We start from the raw sequence: 17,382 nt of genomic DNA, 5'->3' as shown, positions 1-17,382 counted from the left end.
CCCTCGAACAGAAGGTCCCCCAGCTCTCAGGGCACGGGTACACAACGCCACACGCCATGACACGATGACTGCCACCGCGGACCCTGGACCCCGGCCGCCCCGGCCGAAGGGCAGCAAGAAGGAGCGACGATGAACAACTCTCCGGGCTGGGCCTCGCCCGGATCCGCCCCCTCCGACGAGCCGGACCGCGGCACCCAGGAGCAGACCGCCCCGGAGGGCCGCCCCAACTCCGCCGAGCAGCCGCCCGCGCCGAACTGGTCCAAGGAGCAGCCGCCCCCCGGAAAGTGGTCGGCTCCGACGGGCATCCCCGGCCAGAGCGGCGGACCCGACGGCCCGGGCAGCCGCAGCCGCGCCGGTGGCCGATCGCGCGTCGGCCAGGCCGGCGGAAGCGGGCAGCCCGGATCCGGCAGTCAGCCCTCCTGGGGAGGCGGACCGGGCTGGGGTACCGGCTGGGCACCGACGCCGCCCGCCGCGCAGCCCGGTGTGATCCCGCTGCGCCCGCTCGGCATCGGCGAGATCCTCGACGGCGCGGTCTCCACCATGCGCGCCCACTGGCGCACCGTGCTCGGCATCTCCCTCGTCGTCGCGGTCGTCTCGCAGACGGCCGTCACCCTCGTCACCGGACTGTGGTTCAAGGACGCCGGCCGCGCCCCCACCCTGGACGAGCGCTCCGGCACGCCGCTCGGCCAGACCCTGCGGGAAGCCGGCAATTCTCTCGTCGGCACCGGCATCACCTCGCTGATCGGCCTGCTCGCCACGATCATCGCCACCGGGCTGCTGACCATGGTCGTCAGCCGTGCCGTACTGGGCCGCCCGGTGACCACGTCGACGGCTTGGCACGAGGCCCGCGCCCAACTCCCGCGCCTCCTCGGCCTGCTCGTCCTGCTTCCCCTCCTCGTCACGGTTGTCTTCGTGGTCGGCCTGGCCCCCGGACTCGTCCTCGCCTCGACGGGCAGCGTGGACAGCGGCCTCTTCCTCACCCTGATCGGCGGTGCCGCCGCCTCTGTGGTGAGCATCTGGCTGTGGGTCCGCTACAGCCTGGCCTCCCCTGCGCTGATGCTGGAGAAGCAGGGCGTCGTCGCCTCCATGCGCCGGTCCGCCAAGCTCGTACGCGGCACGTGGTGGCGGGTGCTGGGGGTCCAGCTGCTGGCCTACCTGCTGATCGTCATCGTCGAGTTCATCGTCCAGATCCCGGCCACCCTCGTCGCCTTCCTCGTCGGCGGCGAGAGCCTCATGGACTGGGCGAACGGCACGACGGACGGCAGCAGTTGGACGTTCCTGACCGTGCTCGGCGTCGGCGCCGTCATCAGCTCCACCATCACCTTCCCGATCAGCGCGGGCGTCACCGCGCTCCTGTACATGGACCAGCGCATCCGACGTGAGGCGCTCGACCTCGAACTGGCCCGTGCCGCAGGGCTCCCCGCCTACACGGAGCCCCCGGCGCAGGGCCCCTCGGCCGCTCCCGAAGCAACCGAGGGCGCCCCGGCCAAGGACATTGCGTCCGAGGACACCCCGGCCGAGCGCTCCAGCGCAGCGGACGGAAACGCTGCCGACACCCACCCGGCTCCCCACACCACCGCCGACGGCACGCCTGCCGACAGCGCTCCCGCCGGTGATGCACCGGCCGACGTCACCCCCGCCCACGGCGGTACGGCCGACAGCCGTCCGACCAGCGGCGACCGAGCCGACGCCGAAGCCCCTCAACGCCCCGGCGACGGCGGGGACAACCCCGCGCAGGGCCCCACCGACGCCGCACCAGGAAGCTGATGCGGTGACCACGGCGGGGAGCAGCACCGCGGTCGGACGCCTCATAGCGCGCTCCGGAGACGACATACCCGTGCGGACTCCTCGTGTTCCGGCCCGTGAAGCGGCGGAACGCGAGCTGTCCGACCCTCGATACCACCAGCACGACCCCAACCCGATCCAACGCGCGCTGACTTGGTTCTGGGATCGCGTCGACGATCTTTTCCAGGCGGCCTCGGGCGCCACACCAGGCGGATGGATCGGGCTCCTCGCCATCGGCGCCTTCGTGCTGCTTCTGGTGGTGGCGCTCCGACTGCGGCTGGGAGCCGTGCGCCGCACACCGACCACCGCCGGAGCACTCTTCTCGCACACTCCCCGCACGGCGGCCGAACACCGTTCGGCCGCCGACGGCCACGCCGCCGAGGGCCGATGGAGCGCGGCGATCCAGGAACGCATGCGCGCGATCGTCCTCGCCCTGGAGGAGCGCGCCCTGCTCACACCCGGCCCCGGCCGTACCGCCGATGAAGCGGCTGCCGAAGCCGCCCGCCCGCTGCCGGCACACGCCGACCGACTGCGCGCCGCGGCCCGCACCTTCGACGACGTCACATACGGCAGCCGCCCCGGTACGGAAGACGAGTACGCCCTTCTGAGCGCCCTGGACGCAGACCTCCAGCACGCGAAGCCCCACCTGGCCGATGCCGCCCCCAGGAGCCGCGGATGACCACGGCCACCACGCCCACCACCGCGCTCTCGCCGAACACCCGCCGCTTGTGGACCCGGTCCCGCGGTCTGCTGCTCGCACTCCTCGTGCTCGTCATCACCGGCGTCGCGCTCGCAGCCCTGCAGTCCGGCCAACAACACGGCCGCCTCGATCCCCGCTCCCCGGACCGCCCCGGGAGCCAGGCAATGGCCCGACTGCTCGCCGCCCACGGCGTCACCAGCCAGGTCGTCACCACATCCGAGGAAGTCGCCGCCGCGGCCGGCCCCGACACCACCCTCCTCGTCACCCAGCCCGACGTCCTGACCAAGCGCCAGCTCTCCGAGCTCCACACCGCGACCGGGCACGCCACCGGCCGCACCGTGCTGCTCGCCCCCGGAACCGCCGCCCTCGAAGCCTTGGCTCCGGGAGTACGAGCGGAGTCGCCGGTAGACATCTCGCCGCGCCGCCCTCTCTGCTCCTCCCCCGTCGCACGACGCGCCGGAACCGCCCTGCTGGGCGGCCTGCGCTACACGGCACCCGGCGGCGCGACCGACGCCTGCTACCTCATCGACGGTCTGCCCACCCTGCTGCGCCTGCCGGCCTCCGCCGCCGGCCGCGACACCGTCCTTCTCGGCTCTACCGACTTCCTCTACAACCAGCACCTCGCCGAGCACGGCAATGCCTCGCTTGCCCTCCAACTCCTCGGTGCGCACAAGCATCTGGTCTGGTACCTCCCCTCCCTCGGCGACCCCTCGTCCATTTCTGACGACCAACGCAGCTTCCTCGACCTCATCCCCGCCGGCTGGAACTGGAGCCTCCTCCAACTCCTCTTCGCAGCCGTCATCGCAGCGTTCTGGCGCGCCCGCCGTCTCGGCCCCCTGGTGCACGAACGCCTCCCGGTCACGGTCCCGGCAGCCGAGACCACCGAGGGCCATGCGCGCCTCTACGAACAGGCCAACGCCCGCGACCGGGCCTCGGCCGTACTGCGCTCCGCAACCCGCAGCCGGCTCGCTCCCCTCCTCGGTGTGTCCCCCACACACGCCCACACCCCCGACGTCCTTCTTCCGGCCCTGCACGCACGCCTGTCCACCGCCGGCGCCGAGCCCGACGCGCACGCGCTGCTCTTCGGCCCGACCCCCGAGGACGACAAGGCACTTGTGCTCCTGGCCGACCAGCTCGACGCACTCGAAATATCGATCGTTTCCCAAGAGAGGCACGCCCCCCGTGAGCACCCCGACCGCTGAGAGCGCCCGAGCCTCCCTCGAGGCCCTGCGCACCGAGATAGCCAAGGCCGTCGTCGGCCAGGACCCTGCCGTCACCGGTCTGGTCGTCGCGCTGCTCTGCCGCGGGCATGTCCTCCTCGAAGGCGTCCCGGGCGTCGCCAAGACCCTGCTAGTCCGCGCCTTGTCGGCAACCCTCGAACTCGACACCAAGCGCGTGCAGTTCACCCCCGACCTGATGCCGAGCGACGTCACCGGTTCCTTGGTCTACGACTCACGCAGCGCCGAATTCTCCTTCCAGCCCGGCCCCGTCTTCACCAACCTCCTTCTTGCCGACGAGATCAACCGGACGCCTCCCAAGACCCAGGCATCCCTCCTCGAAGCAATGGAAGAGCGCCAGGTAACCGTCGACGGCACTCCCCGCCCGCTGCCCGAGCCCTTCCTCGTCGCAGCCACTCAGAACCCCGTGGAGTACGAGGGCACCTATCCGCTGCCTGAGGCCCAACTCGACCGCTTCCTGCTGAAACTGACGGTCCCGCTGCCGGCCCGGCAGGACGAGATCGACATCCTCACGCGTCACGCCGACGGCTTCAGCCCCCGTGACCTCGTATCCGCAGGGCTACGCCCGGTCGCCTCCGCCGCTGACCTCGACGCAGCACGAGACGCCGTGGCCAAGACCGCCGTCTCCCCCGAAGTCACCGGCTACATCGTCGATATCTGTCGTGCCACTCGCGAATCCCCCTCGCTCTCCCTCGGTGTATCCCCCCGAGGTGCCACTGCACTGCTCTCCACGTCACGCGCCTGGGCATGGCTCACCGGCCGCGACTACGTCACCCCCGACGACGTCAAAGCCCTCGCTCTCCCCACGCTCCGCCACCGCGTCCAGCTCCGCCCCGAAGCGGAGATGGAAGGGGTCACCGCAGACTCCGTGATCAACGCCGTGCTCGCCCACCTCCCCGTCCCCCGCTGACAACGCCGTGACCCTTACCGGACGCACCGCGCTCCTCTCCGCACTCGGAGCCCTCTTCGTCGGCTTCCTACTCCCCGGCTGGCTCGGCATCCTCACCGTCCAACTCGCCCTGCTGATAGCAATCTTGTGCGACCTGGCACTCGCCGCGCCAGTACGAAAGCTCCATTTCACCCGAACCGGTGACACAACCGTTCGACTAACAGGCGAAGCCCAAACGCACCTGACCGTGACCAACGCGGACCGCCGCACGCTGCGCGCCCAGCTCCGCGACGCCTGGCCCCCGAGCTCCTACGCGCCCGGCTCGGACATCACCGCAGCCCGCCACTCCGTACGCATCCCCGGCTCAGAGCGCCGTCGCCTGACGACCGTCCTCCGCCCGACCCGACGCGGCGACCACCATGCCGTCCGCGTCACGGTCCGCTCGTTCGGTCCGCTGGGCCTGGCAGCGCGGCAGGGAAGCCACGACGTCCCGTGGACTCTGCGCGTGCTGCCGCCCTTCGCCAGCCGCAAGCACCTCCCCGCCAAGCTCGCCCGGCTCCGCGAGCTCGACGGCCGCACCAGCATCCTGACCCGCGGTGAGGGCACAGAATTCGACAGCTTGCGTGACTACACGCCTGGCGACGACACCCGATCCATCGACTGGCGCGCCACCGCTCGACGCCAGAGCGTCGCAGTTCGCACCTGGCGCCCGGAACGCGATCGCCGCATCCTGCTGGTCCTGGAGACCGGGCGCACCTCCGCCGGCAGAGTCGGTGACGTTCCCCGCCTCGACGCATTCATGGACGCCGCCCTACTGCTCGGCGCCCTCGCCGCCCGCGCCGGCGACCATGTCGATCTCCTCGCCTACGACCGTCGCGTACGAGCGTCGGTACAAGGCAAGACCGCGCAAGATCTCCTCCCGGCGCTGACCAATGCCCTGGCGCCCCTGGAGCCCGAACTCGTCGAGGCGGACGCCCGTGGCCTTGCCGCAGCGATCCACCGCCGTACCTCGCGCCGCTCCCTCATCGTGCTCTTCACAGGCTTGGACACCGCCCCCGTAGAGGAAGCGCTCCTGCCCGTCCTTCCCGGCTTGACCAAACGCAATGAGCTCATCGTCGCTGCCGTGACCGACCCTCGCATCGAGGAAATGGCCGCCGGCCGTCATACGCCCCAGGCCGTGTACGAGGCCGCAGCCGCGGAGCAGACCCGCGCCGATCGCCGCCACACCGCCGACCGCCTCCGACGCCACGGCATCACGGTCATCGACTCCACGCCGTCCCACTTGGCCCCTGACCTGGCCGACGCCTACCTGGCCCTCAAGTCCGCCGGTCGCCTCTAACAACGCCCCCAGCCACACCACAAAGGTCAGAGCCCTAGCTCTGACCACCATCCCCTGCCCGGAGACTTCCGCGTCCCGCGTGCACGCCAGCCAGGTTGTGCTGGCTGGCGTCATTTCCGCACCTAGAGCGGCGATGCCATTCGTGCAGTGCCGAGGGAGAGCCGTAAATCCGGGAACCCTCGCCCACTCCGACGTAGCAATTCCCACCACAACGCAGTGCGTACCGGACGGACGCCCCAGCTCAGCCCTCGCACTTGCGGCTTCAGGGACGCATTGAGGTCAGCGGTACAGCGCGCTAACACGAGCACCGGAGCCAACGCCGGCGTAAAACGTTCCGGAAACGCGTGTAAGCCCCGCAGGAACCGAAGTTCCCACGGGGCTTACACACAAAGATTGTTCGGCGGCGTCCTACTCTCCCACAGGGTCCCCCCTGCAGTACCATCGGCGCTGAAAGGCTTAGCTTCCGGGTTCGAAATGTAACCGGGCGTTTCCCTAACGCAATGACCACCGAAACACTATGAAGTTAACCAACCCGGCAAAAACACAGGTCGTTACTTCAGAACCTACACAGTGGACGCGAGCAACTGAGGACAAGCCCTCGGCCTATTAGTACCAGTCAACTCCAACCGTTACCGGTCTTCCATATCTGGCCTATCAACCCAGTCGTCTACTGGGAGCCTTAACCCCTCAAAGGGGGTGGGAGTACTCATCTCGAAGCAGGCTTCCCGCTTAGATGCTTTCAGCGGTTATCCTTTCCGAACGTAGCCAACCAGCCATGCCCTTGGCAGGACAACTGGCACACCAGAGGTTCGTCCGTCCCGGTCCTCTCGTACTAGGGACAGCCCTTCTCAATACTCCTACGCGCACAGCGGATAGGGACCGAACTGTCTCACGACGTTCTAAACCCAGCTCGCGTACCGCTTTAATGGGCGAACAGCCCAACCCTTGGGACCGACTCCAGCCCCAGGATGCGACGAGCCGACATCGAGGTGCCAAACCATCCCGTCGATATGGACTCTTGGGGAAGATCAGCCTGTTATCCCCGGGGTACCTTTTATCCGTTGAGCGACGGCGCTTCCACAAGCCACCGCCGGATCACTAGTCCCTACTTTCGTACCTGCTCGACCCGTCAGTCTCACAGTCAAGCTCCCTTGTGCACTTACACTCAACACCTGATTGCCAACCAGGCTGAGGGAACCTTTGGGCGCCTCCGTTACTCTTTAGGAGGCAACCGCCCCAGTTAAACTACCCACCAGACACTGTCCCTGATCCGGATCACGGACCCAGGTTAGACATCCAGCACGACCAGAGTGGTATTTCAACAATGACTCCACAACCACTGGCGTGGCTGCTTCAAAGTCTCCCACCTATCCTACACAAGCCGAACCGAACACCAATATCAAGCTATAGTAAAGGTCCCGGGGTCTTTCCGTCCTGCTGCGCGAAACGAGCATCTTTACTCGTAGTGCAATTTCACCGGGCCTATGGTTGAGACAGTCGAGAAGTCGTTACGCCATTCGTGCAGGTCGGAACTTACCCGACAAGGAATTTCGCTACCTTAGGATGGTTATAGTTACCACCGCCGTTTACTGGCGCTTAAGTTCTCAGCTTCGCCACACCGAAATGTGACTAACCGGTCCCCTTAACGTTCCAGCACCGGGCAGGCGTCAGTCCGTATACATCGCCTTACGGCTTCGCACGGACCTGTGTTTTTAGTAAACAGTCGCTTCTCGCTGGTCTCTGCGGCCACCCCCAGCTCACCGAGTAAATCGGATCACCAGAAATGGCCCCCCTTCTCCCGAAGTTACGGGGGCATTTTGCCGAGTTCCTTAACCATAGTTCACCCGAACGCCTCGGTATTCTCTACCTGACCACCTGAGTCGGTTTAGGGTACGGGCCGCCATGAAACTCGCTAGAGGCTTTTCTCGACAGCATAGGATCATCCACTTCGCCACAATCGGCTCGGCATCAGGTCTCAGCCTTAACGTGTGACGGATTTACCTACCACACGGCCTACACCCTTACCCCGGGACAACCACCGCCCGGGCTGGACTACCTTCCTGCGTCACCCCATCACTCACCTACTACAAGTCTGGTTCGTCGGCTCCACCACGTCCCTTTGTCCGAAGACTCCAGGCCGGCTTCACGGACTTAGCATCGCCTGATTCAATGTTTGGCGCTTCAAAGCGGGTACCGGAATATCAACCGGTTGTCCATCGACTACGCCTGTCGGCCTCGCCTTAGGTCCCGACTTACCCTGGGCAGATCAGCTTGACCCAGGAACCCTTAGTCAATCGGCGCACACGTTTCCCACGTGTGTATCGCTACTCATGCCTGCATTCTCACTCGTGAACCGTCCACAACTCGTTTCCACGGCTGCTTCACCCGGCACACGACGCTCCCCTACCCATCACAGTCCCCGTTGGGGGTATGTACTGCAATGACACGACTTCGGCGGTGTGCTTGAGCCCCGCTACATTGTCGGCGCGGAATCACTTGACCAGTGAGCTATTACGCACTCTTTCAAGGATGGCTGCTTCTAAGCCAACCTCCTGGTTGTCTCTGCGACTCCACATCCTTTCCCACTTAGCACACGCTTAGGGGCCTTAGTCGATGCTCTGGGCTGTTTCCCTCTCGACCATGGAGCTTATCCCCCACAGTCTCACTGCCGCGCTCTCACTTACCGGCATTCGGAGTTTGGCTAAGGTCAGTAACCCGGTAGGGCCCATCGCCTATCCAGTGCTCTACCTCCGGCAAGAAACACACGACGCTGCACCTAAATGCATTTCGGGGAGAACCAGCTATCACGGAGTTTGATTGGCCTTTCACCCCTAACCACAGGTCATCCCCCAGGTTTTCAACCCTGGTGGGTTCGGTCCTCCACGAAGTCTTACCTCCGCTTCAACCTGCCCATGGCTAGATCACTCCGCTTCGGGTCTTGGGCACGCTACTCAACGCCCTATTCGGACTCGCTTTCGCTACGGCTTCCCCACACGGGTTAACCTCGCAACATACCGCAAACTCGCAGGCTCATTCTTCAAAAGGCACGCAGTCACGACTGCATGTGCAAGCACATACAGCGACGCTCCCACGGCTTGTAGGCACACGGTTTCAGGTACTATTTCACTCCGCTCCCGCGGTACTTTTCACCATTCCCTCACGGTACTATCCGCTATCGGTCACCAGGGAATATTTAGGCTTAACGGGTGGTCCCGCCAGATTCACACGGGATTTCTCGGGCCCCGTGCTACTTGGGTGGTTCTCAAGCAAGCCGTTGATGTTTCAGCTACGGGGGTCTTACCCTCTACGCCGGGCCTTTCGCATGCCCTTCGCCTACACCAACGGTTTCTGACTTGCCTCATCGCCGGCAGACGATGAAAGAGAACTCCCACAACCCCAACCACGCAACCCCTGCCGGGTATCACACGTGACTGGTTTGGCCTCATCCGGTTTCGCTCGCCACTACTCCCGGAATCACGGTTGTTTTCTCTTCCTGCGGGTACTGAGATGTTTCACTTCCCCGCGTTCCCTCCACACTGCCTATGTGTTCAGCAGCGGGTGACAGCCCATGACGACTGCCGGGTTTCCCCATTCGGACACCCCCGGATCAAAGCTTGGTTGACAGCTCCCCGGGGCCTATCGTGGCCTCCCACGTCCTTCATCGGTTCCTGGTGCCAAGGCATCCACCGTGCGCCCTTAAAAACTTGGCCACAGATGCTCGCGTCCACTGTGCAGTTCTCAAGCAACGACCAGCCACCCATCACCCCGCCACACAAGGCGAGTTCACTGGGGCCGGCATCACGAAGGTCCAGACTCGAAAGTCCGTACCCTCAGATACCCAACAGCGTGCCCGGCCCACCCGATCCATCCTCACGTTCCACGCCGAAGCAGTACTAATGACAACCAACCGAATGTGCCGAATAGTCAACGTTCCACCCATGAGCAACCACCGTCGAACATTTGCCGACGAAGTGGCCTCTGACCAACCGAAGTCGGTAAGAAATGCTCCTTAGAAAGGAGGTGATCCAGCCGCACCTTCCGGTACGGCTACCTTGTTACGACTTCGTCCCAATCGCCAGTCCCACCTTCGACGATTCCCTCCCACAAGGGGTTGGGCCACCGGCTTCGGGTGTTACCGACTTTCGTGACGTGACGGGCGGTGTGTACAAGGCCCGGGAACGTATTCACCGCAGCAATGCTGATCTGCGATTACTAGCAACTCCGACTTCATGGGGTCGAGTTGCAGACCCCAATCCGAACTGAGACCGGCTTTTTGAGATTCGCTCCACCTCGCGGTATCGCAGCTCATTGTACCGGCCATTGTAGCACGTGTGCAGCCCAAGACATAAGGGGCATGATGACTTGACGTCGTCCCCACCTTCCTCCGAGTTGACCCCGGCAGTCTCCTGTGAGTCCCCATCACCCCGAAGGGCATGCTGGCAACACAGAACAAGGGTTGCGCTCGTTGCGGGACTTAACCCAACATCTCACGACACGAGCTGACGACAGCCATGCACCACCTGTACACCGACCACAAGGGGGCGCCTGTCTCCAGGCGTTTCCGGTGTATGTCAAGCCTTGGTAAGGTTCTTCGCGTTGCGTCGAATTAAGCCACATGCTCCGCTGCTTGTGCGGGCCCCCGTCAATTCCTTTGAGTTTTAGCCTTGCGGCCGTACTCCCCAGGCGGGGAACTTAATGCGTTAGCTGCGGCACGGACGACGTGGAATGTCGCCCACACCTAGTTCCCAACGTTTACGGCGTGGACTACCAGGGTATCTAATCCTGTTCGCTCCCCACGCTTTCGCTCCTCAGCGTCAGTATCGGCCCAGAGATCCGCCTTCGCCACCGGTGTTCCTCCTGATATCTGCGCATTTCACCGCTACACCAGGAATTCCGATCTCCCCTACCGAACTCTAGCCTGCCCGTATCGAATGCAGACCCGGGGTTAAGCCCCGGGCTTTCACATCCGACGTGACAAGCCGCCTACGAGCTCTTTACGCCCAATAATTCCGGACAACGCTTGCGCCCTACGTATTACCGCGGCTGCTGGCACGTAGTTAGCCGGCGCTTCTTCTGCAGGTACCGTCACTTTCGCTTCTTCCCTGCTGAAAGAGGTTTACAACCCGAAGGCCGTCATCCCTCACGCGGCGTCGCTGCATCAGGCTTTCGCCCATTGTGCAATATTCCCCACTGCTGCCTCCCGTAGGAGTCTGGGCCGTGTCTCAGTCCCAGTGTGGCCGGTCGCCCTCTCAGGCCGGCTACCCGTCGTCGCCTTGGTAGGCCATCACCCCACCAACAAGCTGATAGGCCGCGGGCTCATCCTTCACCGCCGGAGCTTTCCACCACCAGACCATGCGGTCGGTAGTCGTATCCGGTATTAGACCCCGTTTCCAGGGCTTGTCCCAGAGTGAAGGGCAGATTGCCCACGTGTTACTCACCCGTTCGCCACTAATCCCCTCCCGAAGGAGGTTCATCGTTCGACTTGCATGTGTTAAGCACGCCGCCAGCGTTCGTCCTGAGCCAGGATCAAACTCTCCGTGAATGTTTGCCGGTAATCCGGCGAAACACACACGAGAGCGGAACGAGCGGACGGAATAAGTCTGCTCGTTCACAGCGTCCTCGCTGTGTGTGCCACCCACGCCACATGGACGGGATGGACTTTCAAAGGAACCTCATCCACCGAGGTGGACGGGGTATCAACATATCTGGCGTTGACTTTTGGCACGCTGTTGAGTTCTCAAGGAACGGACGCTTCCTTTGTGCCTGTTTCACCAGGCTCTCCGGGCGCTTCCCTTCGGTCTTGCGTTTCCGACTCTATCAGATCCTCGCGGTCCTGATTTTCGCCGGTGCGATTCGTCCTTTCGGCTTCTTCGCGATTCCAACCTTACCAGATCCGTTTCCGTCTCCGGCCCCCTGTTGGAGCGGGGTTGGCCTTCTTGCTTTCGCTTTCCGGCCTTTCCGACTCTATCAGATCCAGTCCGTTCCGTTTCCGGTCCGAATTTGCATCCGATTCCCCGTCGGAGGGGATTGCCTTTCGGCTGTTTCCGACTTTACCAGAAAGGATTCGGTCGAATTAATCGACCGGCACTTCCGGTAAGTGGTCGGTATGCCTCGCCGAATGAGAGATCCAGGCCGAGGCGTTGGAGAGACTAACCCTTGCGCGGGGACCTGTCCAGATCCCCTGCAACCGTTCGAATCTACCTCCCCATGAGTCCCGTGTCAACGGGTTTCCTGGGGAGAAGAGGAGATTAGCAGGTCAGCGGGGTCGGATGCACATCAGGCTGCGGTGGGCACCGGGGCATCGCGGTCGCTCGCGCTGACGTCGCCCGTCTCACCTGCACGAACGGCGCGGCCGCCCAGCACGTAGACGTACAGGAGGAAGGCCACTTCGGCGGCGACTCCGATGCCGATCCGGGTCCAGGTGGGCAGGCCGGAGGGGGTGACGAAGCCTTCGATGACGCCGCAGACGAAGAGGACCGCGGCTAGGCCGATGGCGACGCCCAGGGCTGCTCGGCCCTCCTCCGCCAGGGCCGTGCGCCGGGTGCGTGGCCCCGGGTCGACGAGGGTCCAGCCCAGGCGCAGGCCGATGCCCGCCGCGACGAAGACGGCGGTCAGTTCGAGGAGGCCGTGGGGAAGGATCAGGCCGAGGAAGGTGTCCAGGCGGCCTGCGGAGGACATGAGGCCGATGCCTGCGCCCAGGTTGACCATGTTCTGGAAGAGGACCCAGAGGACGGGGACGCCGGCGAACGCGCCCAGGACGAGGCAGAGCGCGACGGCTTGGGCGTTGTTCGTCCATACCTGGGCGGCGAAGGACGCGGCGGGGTGGCTGGAGTAGTAGGACTCGTATTCGCCGCCGGGGCGCGTCATTTCGCGGAGTTCCTGCGGGGCGCCGATGGCTGCCTGGACCTCGGGGTGTGTGGCGATCCACCAGCCCATGACGGCGGCGATCGCGAGGGAGAGGATCGCGGTGGGTATCCACCAGCGGCGCAGGCGATAGACCGCGGCGGGGAAGGCGGTGGTGAAGAAGCGCGCGGTGTCGCGCCACGAAGCCTTGCGGGCGCCGGTCACCGCGCTGCGGGCACGGGCCACGAGTGAGGTGAGTCGGCCGGTCAGGGCGGGGTCGGGGGCGCTGGAGAGGAGGAGGGAGAGGTGGGTCGTCACGCGTTGGTAGAGGAGCACCAGTTCGTCGGCCTCGGCGCCGGTGAGCCGACGCCTGCGGCGCAGCAGGGCTTCGAGCCGGTCCCATTCCGCGCGGTGGGCCGTAACGAAGACATCGAGGTCCATACGGTGTCGCTCCTCGCAGCGCCGTCAGGTGGGTGAGGGTCAGCTTGGCAGACTGGCCGGGTCCGGCACCGGGTGGGCGGGCTTCGGGGAACGAGAGAGGGAGTGGGTTCGGGTGAGCGAACTCGTCACGGGTGAAGCGGTGGTGCTGGGACTTCGGCCGGCCAGGCTGCCGAGTCGGGGGCTGGCTGTGGCGGTGGATCTGGCCGTCGCCTGGGGGCTGTACATCGGGGTGTCGATGCTGCTGGTGAGCGCGACGTCGTCGATGGACCCGGCCGCGGTGGCTGCGGTGTCCGTGGCGACCTTCGTACTGGTCCAGGTCGGGATACCGATCGTGATCGAGACGCTCAGCCACGGCCGTTCACTGGGGAAGCTGATGTGCGGGCTGCGGGTCGTGCGGGAGGACGGTGGGCCGATCCGGTTCCGGCACGCGCTGGTGCGTGGGGCTATGGGGGCCATCGAGATCGTGCTGACGATGGGGGTGGTGGCTTCGGTGGCCTCGCTGGTGTCCGCGCGGGGCCGGCGGATCGGGGATGTGTTCGCCGGAACGCTGGTCATACGGGAGCGGATCCCGGCAGCGGAGGTTGGGGCGGAGTGGCCACCTCCGCCGCCCTGGTTGATGGCCGAGGTCGGAGCGTTGGATCTGTCGCGGGTGCCGGACGGATGGTGGCTGGCGGTGCGGCAGTACCTGATGCGGATGGGGCAACTGGATCCGCAGGCGGGTGGGGCGATGGCGGGCCGGTTGGTTGACGACCTGAGCGGGTTCACGGGTGCGCCGGGGCCGCAGGGCGTGCACCCGGCGGGGTATCTGGCCGCGGTGGTGGCCGAGCGTCAGGCGCGGGAGTCGAAGCGAGCATTCGGGGCGCGGGGGGCCGGCGGGGGGCCGGGGAGAGCTGTCGAGGGCGATTCGGTGGGTGCCGGGGTTGGGGCTGCCGCGCCGGCTCGGGCCGAGATGGGAGAACCGGTGGCTTACGGGGGTTCGGGTTCGGTGGCCGGGAGTGCGTCAGCGTCTGCGTCGGGGGGCCGCTTGGCGGGGGCGCCTGGCGGTGGGTGGTCGGCGCCTGGGGGTGGGCCGGGGGTGAGTGATGTGTCGGAGCCTGCGGTTTGGCCTGGGGTGCCCGGGCTGCAGGGGGCGTCGTCCCCGTATCCGTATGGCACGTCTGTGTCACATGGGGTGCCTCTGTCGCATGGGGCGGAGCGGGTCGGCGAGGTTCAGGGGGAGGGGCAGGACCGTAGTGGTGAGGCGCGGCCCACGGGGTTCGCTCCGCCGGTGTGACCAGGGGCGGTTGTAGCGGGGGGCGTGGGGTGAGCCGGGGGGTGAGGTGGGCTGCACGTGCGCACCGGGCGCGATGCTCGTCGGGCCCGATCTCGCCCATGGCGCTCCCGGAGATGGCGTCGCGGGGGCGATGGGGCCGGGGGTGAGGCCAGGCGGTGGTTGGTGGGGCTGGGGCCGGCCATGCGATGCCGAGCGGCCAGTGGCGGAGGGTGCTGTTGCGTGCGCCCAGGTACGGCGGCGGGCCGGGTGGGGGCTGAGGGGCAGCGGGTTGCGGACTGCGGGCTGCGGCCGGGGAGAGCTGTCCCCTCCGGGAGGCTGCGCCGGAGGGGAGGCGTTGCCGGTGGAGGGGTGGATCGCGGCCGTTGAGTGAGGGGCGGCCGGGCAGCGTGGCTGTTGGTCCGCCGGACATGACGCGGCCGCGTAGGGCGTTCGGTCGCGGGTGGGTGAGGTGGCGACTGCCAGTTGGTTGCCGGGTGATCGCCTCGTGATGGGCGCAGTGTCCGGTCCCCACCAGAGCCGGGCCCCGTGCCCGTGGCCGGATGGCGCTTGTGCCGGGAGCGACTAGGCCGGTCTGCCGGCCCGGGCCGGGGTGGCCGGGTCGTCCGAGCCCTCAGACCGTCAGAGCCGTCAGAGCCGTCAGGTGAACGTCGACGGTGGGGTTTCGAGGGATTCGAGTTCGATGCCGGGGGCTGCGAGGACGACGTCGCCGGCGATGTGGACGGCGTGCTGTTCGCCGGTCTCCAGGTCGTTGACCTGGTATTCGTCGGCGATCAGGGGGGCGTTGTCAGTGGCGTGTGGTGTGCTTTTCAGCAAGGCCCAGGACTGGTCGAGGGTGCGGGGGGCGAGCACGGGGGGTGTGAAGGCCACGAGACGGGTGCGGACGGCTCCGGCGCCGGGGGCGGGGCGCAGCAGACGTGCGGTGGCGATGAGGAACGCGGGGGACGCGCCGGTGAAGGCGTGGGCGGCGACGTTGCCTTCGGTGGCGTGTTCGCCGGTCGGGTCGGTACGTACCCAGGTCACGCCCTCCAGGGCGGCGCCTCGTACCTGCCAGGCGGAGGCGTGGAGTTCCAGGCGGATGGGGCGGCCGAGGTCGTCGAGGGTGAGGTCGACGGAGCCGGCGTGATCGCCGGAGGGGGTGACGATCTGCGAGACATAGCGCCAGCCGGAGGGGCCGGTGGCGCAGTGGAAGTGTTCTTCGCCGAGGGGGGTGTGGTCGTGCGGGTCGTGCAGGGAGTAGTGGCCGCGGGGCATGGAGGTCCTTCGGGCGGGCCGGTGCGGCGCCCTCACGGGCCAGGCCCCCGCCGCGAGCGACGAGGGCCTGGGTGGTGCACCGGCTGCTGGTGGTGATCAGTAGCGGTAGTGGTCGGACTTGTAGGGGCCCTCGACCTGGACGCCGATGTAGGCGGCCTGCTCCGGGCGCAGCTCGGTGAGCTTGACGCCGAGGGCGTCGAGGTGGAGGCGGGCGACCTTCTCGTCGAGGTGCTTGGGGAGCACGTAGACGTCGGTGGGGTATTCCTCCGGCTTGGTGAACAGCTCGATCTGGGCCAGCGTCTGGTCCGCGAAGGAGTTGGACATCACGAACGACGGGTGACCGGTGGCGTTGCCCAGATTGAGCAGACGGCCCTCGGACAGCACGATCAACACCTTGCCGTCCGGGTGGGTCCAGGTGTGGACCTGAGGCTTGACCTCGTCCTTGACGATGCCGTCGATCTTGGCGAAGCCGGCCATGTCGATCTCGTTGTCGAAGTGACCGATGTTGCCGACGATGGCCTGGTGCTTCATCCGCGCCATGTGCTCGGCAAGGATGATGTCCTTGTTACCCGTGGTCGTCACGAAGATGTCAGCACTCTCGACGACCTCTTCCAGGGTGGTGACCTGGTAGCCGTCCATCGCCGCCTGCAGCGCACAGATCGGGTCGATCTCGGTGATGATCACCCGCGCACCCTGGCCGCGCAGCGACTCCGCACAGCCCTTGCCGACATCGCCGTAGCCGCAGACCACCGCGGTCTTGCCACCGATCAGCACATCGGTCGCACGGTTGATGCCGTCGATCAGCGAGTGGCGGCAGCCGTACTTGTTGTCGAACTTCGACTTCGTCACGGCGTCGTTCACATTGATCGCCGGGAAGAGCAGCTCACCATCGCGGTGCATCTCATACAGACGGTGCACACCGGTCGTGGTCTCCTCCGTCACACCGCGGATCTCCGAAGCCAGACGGGTCCACTTCTGCGGAGCCTCACCCAGCGTGCGGTGCAGCAGCTCCAGGATCGCGCGATGCTCCTCGCTCTCCGCGGTCTCCACCGCCGGAACCTTGCCGGCCTTCTCGTACTCCACACCCTTGTGCACCAGCAGCGTGGCGTCGCCGCCGTCGTCAAGAATCATGTTCGGACCGCCGGTGGGCGAGTTCGGCCACGTCAGGGCCTGCTCGGTGCACCACCAGTACTCCTCCAGGCTCTCGCCCTTCCAGGCGAAGACCGGCACACCCCGCGGCGCCTCCGGCGTGCCCTCGGGACCCACCGCGATCGCCGCGGCGGCGTGATCCTGCGTGGAGAAGATGTTGCACGAGGCCCAACGGACCTCCGCACCCAGGGCGACCAGGGTCTCGATCAACACGGCCGTCTGCACGGTCATGTGCAGCGAACCGGTCACCCGGGCACCGGCCAGCGGCTGCGCCGCGGCGTACTCCTTACGGATCGACATCAGACCGGGCATCTCATGCTCGGCAAGAGTGATCTCCTTGCGGCCGAAAGCCGCAAGAGAAAGATCGGCGACCTTGAAGTCCTGGCCGTTGGCTGCTGTCGTCATGCGGGCTGCTCCTCGAGGGTCGAGGTGGACATTGCGGGCTGGGCAGTCTGCGGCGCGGGCAGCAGCGTA

At 66.2% G+C, this 17,382-nt stretch carries 9 protein-coding genes and 3 rRNA genes; 6 read left to right on the top strand and 6 right to left on the bottom strand.

Annotation, left to right across the window (positions count from 1 at the left end; translation table 11 throughout):
- Positions 1-129 precede the first annotated feature (129 nt).
- From QOM21_RS22365 to QOM21_RS22345, 5 genes are read left to right on the top strand one after another with little or no spacing between them, the layout of a single operon-like run.
- Positions 130-1,767 (top strand): hypothetical protein, encoded by a 1,638-nt coding sequence (locus QOM21_RS22365; protein ID WP_407552615.1) that lies wholly within the window; start codon positions 130-132, stop codon positions 1,765-1,767.
- Positions 1,768-1,771: 4 nt separating this feature from the next.
- Positions 1,772-2,464: a DUF4129 domain-containing protein gene (locus QOM21_RS22360; RefSeq protein WP_407552614.1), complete on the top strand. Its 693-nt coding sequence runs from the start codon at positions 1,772-1,774 to the stop codon at positions 2,462-2,464.
- The gene (locus QOM21_RS22355) at positions 2,461-3,687 is read left to right on the top strand and encodes a DUF4350 domain-containing protein (protein WP_407552612.1); all 1,227 of its coding nucleotides are present in this window, start codon (positions 2,461-2,463) and stop codon (positions 3,685-3,687) included. The genes QOM21_RS22360 and QOM21_RS22355 overlap by 4 nt, the downstream gene beginning before the upstream one ends.
- The gene (locus QOM21_RS22350) at positions 3,668-4,633 is read left to right on the top strand and encodes an AAA family ATPase (protein WP_407552610.1); all 966 of its coding nucleotides are present in this window, start codon (positions 3,668-3,670) and stop codon (positions 4,631-4,633) included. The genes QOM21_RS22355 and QOM21_RS22350 overlap by 20 nt, the downstream gene beginning before the upstream one ends.
- Before the next feature lie 7 nt (positions 4,634-4,640).
- Positions 4,641-5,951 carry a DUF58 domain-containing protein gene (locus tag QOM21_RS22345; protein ID WP_407552608.1) on the top strand — a complete coding sequence of 437 codons (1,311 nt, stop codon included), beginning with the start codon at positions 4,641-4,643 and terminating at the stop codon, positions 5,949-5,951.
- 395 nt (positions 5,952-6,346) lie between these two features.
- Here the strand turns inward: QOM21_RS22345 and rrf are convergent.
- The 4 genes from rrf to QOM21_RS22325 all read right to left on the bottom strand — a co-directional run bounded on the left by rrf (position 6,347) and on the right by QOM21_RS22325 (position 13,235).
- Positions 6,347-6,463: ribosomal RNA gene (gene rrf, locus QOM21_RS22340) — 5S ribosomal RNA — on the bottom strand.
- 74 nt (positions 6,464-6,537) lie between these two features.
- Positions 6,538-9,661 (bottom strand): 23S ribosomal RNA (locus tag QOM21_RS22335).
- Positions 9,662-9,964: 303 nt separating this feature from the next.
- Positions 9,965-11,493, bottom strand: a 16S ribosomal RNA gene (locus QOM21_RS22330).
- The 16S, 23S and 5S rRNA genes sit together here, the layout of an rRNA operon.
- A gap of 734 nt (positions 11,494-12,227) precedes the next feature.
- The gene (locus QOM21_RS22325) at positions 12,228-13,235 is read right to left on the bottom strand and encodes a stage II sporulation protein M (protein WP_407552606.1); all 1,008 of its coding nucleotides are present in this window, start codon (positions 13,233-13,235) and stop codon (positions 12,228-12,230) included.
- Between the two features lie 112 nt (positions 13,236-13,347).
- Here QOM21_RS22325 and QOM21_RS22320 point away from each other — a divergent pair, with 112 nt between their 5' ends.
- Positions 13,348-14,508 (top strand): RDD family protein, encoded by a 1,161-nt coding sequence (locus QOM21_RS22320; RefSeq protein ID WP_407552604.1) that lies wholly within the window; start codon positions 13,348-13,350, stop codon positions 14,506-14,508.
- A 636-nt stretch (positions 14,509-15,144) separates the two neighbouring features.
- Here QOM21_RS22320 and QOM21_RS22315 read toward each other — a convergent pair.
- Complete coding sequence (locus QOM21_RS22315; protein ID WP_407552602.1) at positions 15,145-15,759, bottom strand: hypothetical protein; 615 nt, start codon at positions 15,757-15,759, stop codon at positions 15,145-15,147.
- 96 nt (positions 15,760-15,855) lie between these two features.
- The gene (gene ahcY / locus QOM21_RS22310) at positions 15,856-17,313 is read right to left on the bottom strand and encodes an adenosylhomocysteinase (protein ID WP_407552600.1); all 1,458 of its coding nucleotides are present in this window, start codon (positions 17,311-17,313) and stop codon (positions 15,856-15,858) included.
- Positions 17,314-17,382: the final 69 nt, after the last annotated feature.

The organism is Streptomyces sp. Pv4-95 (assembly GCF_045782725.1).
GTDB lineage: Bacteria > Actinomycetota > Actinomycetes > Streptomycetales > Streptomycetaceae > Streptomyces.
This window is presented reverse-complemented; position numbering and strand designations above follow the sequence as displayed.